Below are 7,887 nucleotides of genomic sequence, written 5' to 3'. Positions count from 1 at the left end.
AAACATCAACACCAACACCTGCGCCCAGCCGTCGTCAGCAACCTCAACGACGTACGCCGACCACCAGGTCGTCATCCAGAACGACGGTCAACACTTGGTGCGCATGGGCTGGTGCGAGGTTCGTTCGTGCCGCCTGAGCCGATCCGGCAGTTGCGTGATCTGACCCGGACTCGAACCGCGATCACCCGGGAACGCTCCCGGGAGATCCAGCGGCTGGAGAAGCTGCTGGAGGACGCCGGCATCAAGCTGTCCTCAGTCGCCACCGACATTGTCGGCGTTTCAGGGCGAGCAATGATCGAGGCTCTGATCTCTGGTGACCGTGACGCGGGCCGGATGGCTGATCTGGCCCAGCGCCGCATGCGGGTCAAGATCCCGCAGCTCACCGAAGCGTTGGTCGGCCGGTTCAACGAGCACCATGCGTTCCTCACCCGGGTCCACCTCGACCTCATCGATCAGCACACCGTGGTGATCAGCCAGTTGACCGAACGGATCGAGGCGATGATGGAGCCCTTTTGTGGCTTCCACGACCTGATCTGCACGATCCCCGGGATCAGCACCCTGACCGCCGACGTCGTCGTCGCTGAAACAGGCGCCGACATGAGCCGCTTCCCGACCGCCAAGGACCTCGCCTCGTGGGCCGGCACGACCCCGGGGAACAACGAGTCCGCAGGCCGGGTGAAGTCCAGCCGGAGCCGACCAGGCAACCCCTACCTTCAAGGAGCCCTTGGGGCGTCAGCGATGTCGATCGCCCGAACACCTGGCACCTACCTCAACGCGAAGTACAGGCGGATCGCAACCCGCCGCGGACCGCAGCAGAAGGCCAACGTCGCCATCCAACACACGATCCTCATCGCGATCTGGCACATGGGAGTCACCGGAACCATCTACGACGATCCCGGAGCCGACTACTACACCCGGCTGCGCCCGGAGCGAGCCCGACAGCGTGCCATTCACCAACTCGAAAGCATGGGCTATCGCGTCACGCTCAACGAAGCCTCGTAGCGCTCGCCGCAGCAGCTTCCCCGTGGGTGAATCTTCGCGTCAGGGTGTAGCGGTGGTCGGCGCGGTGCGGTGGCCGGGTAGGGGTCGAGGTCTCCTGATGATGGAGGTTCCTACGCCGCCCATCCAGAAGACCTCGACGTGCCTGACGCTACCTTCACCAACCCTGATCTGACCACGTTCTGCCGCCTCGACGAGCTCGGCCTCGAAGTCACCGGCCAGCACCTGACACCGGATCGGGCGGTACTGGCCTGCCGGGTCGTTGGCGCCGACGACGCTGATGGCTGGTGCCGCCGCTGCGGTTGCGAGGGCGTGCCCCGCGACACCGTGGTCCGGCGGCTGGCGCACGAGCCGCTCGGCTGGCGTCCCACCATGCTGCTGGTGACGATCCGCCGCTACCGGTGCGCCGGGTGCGGGCATGTGTGGCGTCAGAACACCAGCCGCGCGGCCGAGCCGCGGGCGAAGCTCTCGCGTCGTGGGCTGCGGTGGGCGCTGGAAGGGATCGTGTGTCAGCACCTGACCGTGGCCCGGGTTGCCGAGGGCCTCGCGGTGTCGTGGAACACCGCCAACGACGCGGTTCTTGCCGAGGGCAAGCGTGTGCTGATCGAAGATCCCGGCCGGTTCGACGGCGTGGCCGTGATCGGCGTGGACGAGCATGTGTGGCGACACACCCGCCGCGGCGACAAGTACGTCACCGTGATCATCGACCTGACCGGGATCCGTGACGGCACCGGACCCGCCCGGCTGCTCGACATGGTCGAGGGCCGCTCCAAGCAGGTCTTCAAGACCTGGATCACCGAACGGCCCGGGTCCTGGCGCGACGCCGTGGAGGTCGTCGCGATGGACGGGTTCACCGGGTTCAAGACCGCGACCGCCGAGGAACTGCCCGACGCTCTCGCGGTGATGGACCCCTTCCACGTCGTCCGGCTGGCCGGCGACGCCCTGGACCTGTGCCGTCGCCGCGTCCAGCAAGCCGTCCACGGCCACCGCGGCCGCAAGCACGACCCGCTCTACTCGGCGCGCCGGACGCTGCACACCGGCGCCGGGCTGCTCACCAAGAAGCAGACCGACCGGCTCCAAGCACTGTTCGCAGCCGACGAGCACGTCGAGGTCGAAGCGACCTGGGGGATCTACCAGCGCATGATCGCCGCCGACCGCGAACCCGACCGGACCCACGGCAGAAAGCTAATGCAGCAACTCATCGACTCGATCAGCCACCGCGTGCCCGCCGCCCTCGTCGAGGTCATCACACTCGGCAGCACACTGAACAAGCGTGCCGCCGACATCCTGGCCTACTTCGACCTGCCCGGCACCAGCAACGGACCGACCGAGGCGATCAACGGCCGCCTAGAACACCTCCGCGGATCCCCCTCGGCTTCCGCAACCTCACCAACTACATCGCCAGATCCCTACTCGAGACCGGCGGCTTCAGGCCCCGGCTACACCCTCGATCGTGAAGAGCCGGTTTGATGCGTACCTCCTTCGTTGGGAAGGTGGCGCTCATGCCGAGCAAGTACGACGAGCAGACGCGGGCGAGGGCGGTTCGGTTGGTGACCGAGCACGGAGGTGATTACGCCAGTGAGTGGGAGGCGATCACTACGGTCGCGGGTCGGTTGGGGATGACGGCGGAGACGCTGCGCCGGTGGGGTTCGTCAGGCCGCGGTCGACGCCGGTGAGGCCGACGGGGTCTCGACCGCGCAGGCGCGGGAGAACCGGGAGCTGAAGCGGAAGAACGCCGAGCTGGAACAGACGATCGAGATCCTGAAGGCGGGAGGCTGTCGCACGAATCGGGGAGCCTCTGCAGGTGTTTCGCGGTCGGTTGATTGGGGTGGTGGCCGGGAGAATCGTTGTGTGGCTTAGTCTCAATCCGTGGACCGGCTGGCTCGGTGATGCTTGGTGATCGGTCGGGGCGGGCGTGGCTGAGTTGCTGGTCTGCCCAGCTTTTCCACTGTGGTCCCTGGTCGGCGCCGGGTGTGGCGGGTGGTCGGTGGTCAGGCGGCGACTGGTGGTGCGGTCGCGGGGCCGAACACCTTTGTCCACAAGGTGGTCCATTTTTCGGCCCAGGGCCAGTGGGCGGGCAGATGCAGGACTGGGCGGCCGGGCGAGCCGGGCGGGGACGGTGACGAGGTGGCGGCGTAGTGTCGCGCCACGGGCGACGGCGTGCTTGGGGCTGGTCAGGGTACCGGGCCCTGACCCTGGTTCTTGGACACGCTGAATCCAGCCATGTGCTGGGGAAGCGAGATGATCAGGGCCATGGCCCGCAAGAACTACTCCGAGGAGTTCCGTCGGCAGGCCGTCGACTTGTACGAGTCCACTCCGGGAGCGACGCTGCGTGGGATCGCAGCCGACCTCGGGATTGAGCGGGCGACCCTGGCACGCTGGGTCGAGCTGTATGGCTCGGGCAAGAAGACGACTGCGGCCGGCACCACCGTGTCCGGCCCCTCGCGGGCCCGTCAGCGCGCCGCCAGGGTGGATGCTGAGCCGGAGACGCCAGAGGCGAGAATCGCTCGGCTCGAGGCCGAGAACGCCGAGCTGCGGGCGGAGCAGGCCGAGCTCACGACCGAACGGGAGATCCTGCGGCAGGCTGCCAAGTATTTCGCCGGGGAGACAAACTGGTGAACCGCTTCCAGTTCGTCGCCGACCACTGCACCACCTTTGAGGTGAAGCGGCTGTGCGCGCTCGTCGACATCGAGCGTTCGTCATACTACGCGTGGCTGAAGGCTGCTCCTGCCCGGCAGGAGCGGGCAGACTCCGACGCGGCGCTCGCCATGAGGATCCGGGTCGTCCATGACACCGACAAGACCCAGGGTGCGCCGCGGATCACCGCCGAACTCAACGACGGCGCCGGCCCCGAAGGCAAGGTCAACCACAAGCGGGTTGCCCGGGTGATGCGCGAGCACGGGATCGCCGGCTACCGGCGACGCCGCAAGATCCGCACCACAATCCCCGAACCAGCCGGGCAGAAGGTGCCCGACCTGCTCAACCGCGACTTCACCGCCCAGGCGCCGAACCAGCGTTACGTCGGGTCGGGTAGCCGGAGGGGATTTCACCCTCCGGCTCCCACAGAACCGTGCGTAACAGTCTCCCGTTACACGGCTCTTGTCGTCCTGATCACCAGAAGTTGTGGCACCAACGCCAGTGAGCGAACATCAAGGGGTATCGCTGCGTGATCCCCTGGAAGCACTCCTTGGCCTTGTTGAAGCCAGCGAGCCGCTTGTATTTTCGGCGGATCCAGCGCACCAGGTAGGCGTTGATGCGCTGCAGGAGGGGCCTCAACGCGGAGCGGTAGAACGCCCCGTAGTACTGCATCCACCCCCGCACGACCGGGTTGATGGCCCGTGCGAGCTGAGCAAAGGTATGGCCGGTGCGCCGATGAATGCGCCAGCGGCGCACCTCGACGCTGATCTTCTTCAGGGCAGCCTTGCTGATCGCAGGCAGGAAGCACGGGAACTTAACCCCGTGTCTGCTGCGCGCCGCGCGGACGCGGAAGTCGAACCCCAAGAACGTGAACGACGTGTGCCCGTACGAGCCGCGCCGGTTCGCGTCCTTGCAGTAGACGATCCGGGTCTTGGCCGGGTGCAACCGCAACCCGACCTCCTCCATCCTGCTCCCGATCGCCTTTACCACCGTGGCGGCTTGGCGTTCGCTGACGCAATGCACGACCGCGTCATCGACGTAGCGTTCGAACATGACGCCCGGGAACTCCCGAGCCATCCACTCGTCGAACGCATAGTGCAGGAACAGGTTCGCCAGCACGGGCGAGACCGCTGACCCCCTGTGGAGTCCCGCGGTCCCGCTGCTGCAAGGTTCCATCGGGTAGTTGGAGCGAGGCACGAAGCCACCGTTCCACATACAGCACCACCCAACGCTGGTCGGTGTTCGCCTTCACCGCTTTGATCATGAGGTCCCAGGGCACGCTGTCGAACGAAGCCCCGTCTTACTACCCGTGTCGAGGAGTTCCCGTCGGCGGTGAGGATCACGCGGCGGCGGCACCCGTTTGAGGGCCGGTCGCTGTCGGTGCTGGGTGGCATGCGGCGGCATGGGGTTGTGGAGTTGTTGTTGGTGTTGCCGGATGGCAGCAAGTCGCTGGTTCCGGCCGCATGGACCGACGCCGATCCGTGTGGGGTGGACGCGGAGACGGCGGTGTCGACGCTGGGGTCGCTGGCCGATCTGCTGGATGCGTGCGAGCTGGTCGCGGACCTGGCCGAACGCGGCCGCGGGGAACCGGGACAGGCTGCACGGAAGCCACCGTGCGAGGAGGACTTCCATGCAGCCTGTCCAGCTCAGTCTGATACCCGACCCGTCCCCGGCGCCACCGACACCGGCCGTGACGCTGCTGCCGGCCGAGGCGGTCGCGGCGGCGACCGCGTTACTGGCCGGCGTGATCGCCAAGGCCGCCGCGCCGACCGGGATCGAGGTGGGCGCTGATGAGTGAGCTCAAGGTCACGCCCACGCATCTGCGGCGCGCGGCACTGGTCTATGTCCGCCAGTCCACGCTGGCGCAGGTCGACCGCAACCGGGAGTCCACCGCCCGCCAGTACGACCTCGTCGCGCGAGCCGAGCGGCTGGGCTGGCCTCGGGGCGCGGTGCGGGTGATCGACGACGACCTGGGCGTCAGCGGGGCCAGCGCCACTGGCCGCTCCGGGTTCGCCGAGCTGGCCGCCCAGGTCGGGCTCGGCCAGGTGGGGATCGTGTTGGCGCTGGAGTGCTCCCGGCTGGCCCGCAACAACGCCGACTGGTACCGGCTGCTGGACCTGGCCGGGATGACCGACACACTGATCGCCGACACCGACGGCGTCTATCATCCAGGGCTGTTCAACGACCGGATGCTGCTGGGCATGAAAGGCACCATGTCCGAGGCCGAGCTGCACATCCTGCGCGCCCGGCTGGACGGCGGGATCCGGAACAAGGCCGCCCGCGGCGAGCTGCGCCGCGGCCTGCCGGTCGGGCTGGTCTGGGGCGAGGCCGACGGCGAGATCCGCTGGCACCCGGACGAGGCCGTCACCGGTGTCATCACCGCGATCTTCGAGCGGTTCGCCGTCAGTGGATCGGTGCGCGGGGTGTGGCTGTGGCTGCGAGAGGCGGGCCTGAAGTTCCCGCTGCAGCCCACCGCCTACCTGCGCGGCGAACAGATCACCTGGGTCGAGCCGACCTACCATGCGGTGCACAACGTGCTCACCCATCCCGCCTACGCGGGTGCATATGTGTTCGGCAAGACCCGCCAGCGACGCCGCGTCGGCGAGGACGGGGTGGTGCGGACAAGCCGGCACAAGTTACCCCAAGGCGAGTGGGAGGTCCTCATCACAGACCATCACCGCGGGTTCATCGACTGGGAGACTTACCAGGCCAACCAGGCCCGCATCGGCGGCAACACCCGCCCGCGGGCGCACGAGCCGGGCACCGGCGCGGTCCGCGAGGGCCGCGCGCTGCTGCAAGGCCTGGCCACCTGCGGCACGTGCGGCCGCAAGCTCGCCGTCTACTACGACGGCCCGGCCAAGTCCGCGCCTGGCTACTACTGCACCGGAACCGGTCAGCTCGTCGAGGGCCGCGGCACCCGGCACCTGCGCGTCGGCGGCGTCGCGATCGACACAGCAGTGACCGCCGCGTTCCTGGCCGCCCTGCAACCGGCCGCGCTGCAGGCTTGCCTGGCCGCCGCCCAGCAACTCGAGGACGGCCACGACGCCGCGCTCGCGCAGTGGCGCCGACAGGTCGAGCAGGCCCGCTACCACGCCGACAAGGCCGAACGCCGCTACCGGGCCGTCGACCCGGACAACCGGCTGGTCGCCCGCGGCCTGGAGACCGAGTGGAACACCGCACTGCAGCAGCTGACCGACGCCGAACAAGAACTCGCCCGACGCGAACAAGCACGCCCGAAAACACTTAACCCACAAGAGAAACAAGCGATCCTTGCCCTCGGCGACGACCTCGACGGCGTGTGGTCGGCAGCGACCACCACCGACAAGGACCGCAAACGGCTGCTGCGCAGCCTGCTCGACGAGGTGAACATCAACGTGCACCGCGACCACCACGAAGGCCGCGCCGACCTCATCCTGCGCTGGAAAGGCGGCGCGATCACCGAACTGTCCGCGGCCCTCAAGCGCAAGCCGCCGCAACGGCTGCGCACCGAAGAGGACACCATCGACCTACTGCGCCGGCTGGCCGTCCACTACCCCGACGCCACCATCGCCGGCATCCTCAACCGGCAAGGACGCCGCACCGCCCGCGGACTGTCGTTCACCGCCAGTAGGGTCCAGTCACTACGCCACCACTGGAACATCCCCCGCCACCAGCCCAGCGACGACCCGCAGGAAGGAGAACTGCTCACCGTGGCCGACGCCGCCAAAGAACTGGGCCTGGCTCCGTCCACACTGCACCGCTGGCTGGGCGACGGGTTCATCGCCGGCGAGCAACTCACCCCCGGCGCGCCCTGGCGCATCCGCCTCACCAACCACATCCGCGCCCTGTTCGTCGACGACGCCCCCGACGGCTGGCTGGCCATGCTCGAGGCCACCCTCGCCTACGGCGTCACCCGCCAGACCATCATGCAACGTGTCAAGCGCGGCGAACTGTCCGCCGTCCACGTCCGCACCGGACGCCGAAAAGGCCTACGCATCCAGCCACCCACCCCACAAAACAGCCTGTTCTGACCACAACAATCAGCAAGAGGAGCAGTGTGACGATGCATCCAAGAATTTCTGGATGTCCAGATCGACGACCCAGTTGTTCTTGAAGCAGCGCTCTCGGCACCTACCGACCGCGTCCAGTGCCGACCGGCCGGGCCGATACCCGTAGGAGTTGTCGCTTGCCAGCGTGATGGGACCACCTCGTTGCCACGAGCATGGGACCACCTGGAGGTGTCAGTGAGCATCGCGGGCCTCGGTGGTGGTG

The 7,887-nt window shown here is 67.8% G+C and carries 4 protein-coding genes and 4 pseudogenes; 6 read left to right on the top strand and 2 right to left on the bottom strand.

Annotated features, from left to right (window positions below):
* From ACIBL3_RS47090 to ACIBL3_RS47080, 3 genes and pseudogenes are all read left to right on the top strand, one after another.
* Positions 1-1,002 (top strand): IS110 family transposase (locus ACIBL3_RS47090; protein ID WP_396360594.1); only part of this gene is annotated, 1,002 nt, incomplete at its 5' end.
* Positions 1,003-1,140: 138 nt separating this feature from the next.
* Positions 1,141-2,456 (top strand): annotated as a pseudogene (locus tag ACIBL3_RS47085) (ISL3 family transposase).
* Between the two features lie 45 nt (positions 2,457-2,501).
* Positions 2,502-2,769, top strand: a pseudogene (locus ACIBL3_RS47080) (transposase); the annotation flags it as partial.
* Positions 2,770-2,990: 221 nt separating this feature from the next.
* Here ACIBL3_RS47080 and ACIBL3_RS47075 read toward each other — a convergent pair.
* A pseudogene (locus tag ACIBL3_RS47075) lies at positions 2,991-3,183 on the bottom strand (IS1380 family transposase); the annotation flags it as partial.
* Positions 3,184-3,252: 69 nt separating this feature from the next.
* On the opposite strand from ACIBL3_RS47075, the pseudogene ACIBL3_RS47070 reads away from it, so the two are divergent.
* Positions 3,253-4,025 (top strand): annotated as a pseudogene (locus ACIBL3_RS47070) (IS3 family transposase); the annotation flags it as partial.
* Between the two features lie 85 nt (positions 4,026-4,110).
* On the opposite strand, the gene ACIBL3_RS47065 reads toward ACIBL3_RS47070, so the two are convergent.
* Positions 4,111-4,812, bottom strand: coding sequence for a group II intron maturase-specific domain-containing protein (locus ACIBL3_RS47065; RefSeq protein WP_396360595.1), 702 nt, complete (start codon positions 4,810-4,812; stop codon positions 4,111-4,113).
* Between the two features lie 454 nt (positions 4,813-5,266).
* Here ACIBL3_RS47065 and ACIBL3_RS47060 point away from each other — a divergent pair, with 454 nt between their 5' ends.
* Both ACIBL3_RS47060 and ACIBL3_RS47055 read left to right on the top strand, forming a co-directional pair.
* Positions 5,267-5,434, top strand: coding sequence for a hypothetical protein (locus ACIBL3_RS47060; protein WP_396360593.1), 168 nt, complete (start codon positions 5,267-5,269; stop codon positions 5,432-5,434).
* On the top strand, positions 5,427-7,646 hold the full coding sequence (locus ACIBL3_RS47055) for a recombinase family protein (RefSeq protein WP_396360592.1): 2,220 nt from the start codon (positions 5,427-5,429) through the stop codon (positions 7,644-7,646). The genes ACIBL3_RS47060 and ACIBL3_RS47055 overlap by 8 nt, the downstream gene beginning before the upstream one ends.
* Positions 7,647-7,887: the final 241 nt, after the last annotated feature.

Source organism: Kribbella sp. NPDC050124, assembly GCF_044460355.1.
In the GTDB taxonomy this organism is placed as follows: domain Bacteria; phylum Actinomycetota; class Actinomycetes; order Propionibacteriales; family Kribbellaceae; genus Kribbella.
The sequence above is the reverse complement of the archived record's forward strand: the minus strand, read 5'-3'. Positions and strand labels throughout refer to the sequence as shown.

Bases quoted from the DNA above. Each gene is read 5' to 3' on its own strand.
- ACIBL3_RS47065 (WP_396360595.1), bottom strand. From the start codon at position 4,812: ATGGAACCTTGCAGCAGCGGGACCGCGGGACTCCACAGGGGGTCAGCG.
- ACIBL3_RS47060 (WP_396360593.1), top strand. From the start codon at position 5,267: ATGCAGCCTGTCCAGCTCAGTCTGATACCCGACCCGTCCCCGGCGCCA.
- ACIBL3_RS47055 (WP_396360592.1), top strand. From the start codon at position 5,427: ATGAGTGAGCTCAAGGTCACGCCCACGCATCTGCGGCGCGCGGCACTG.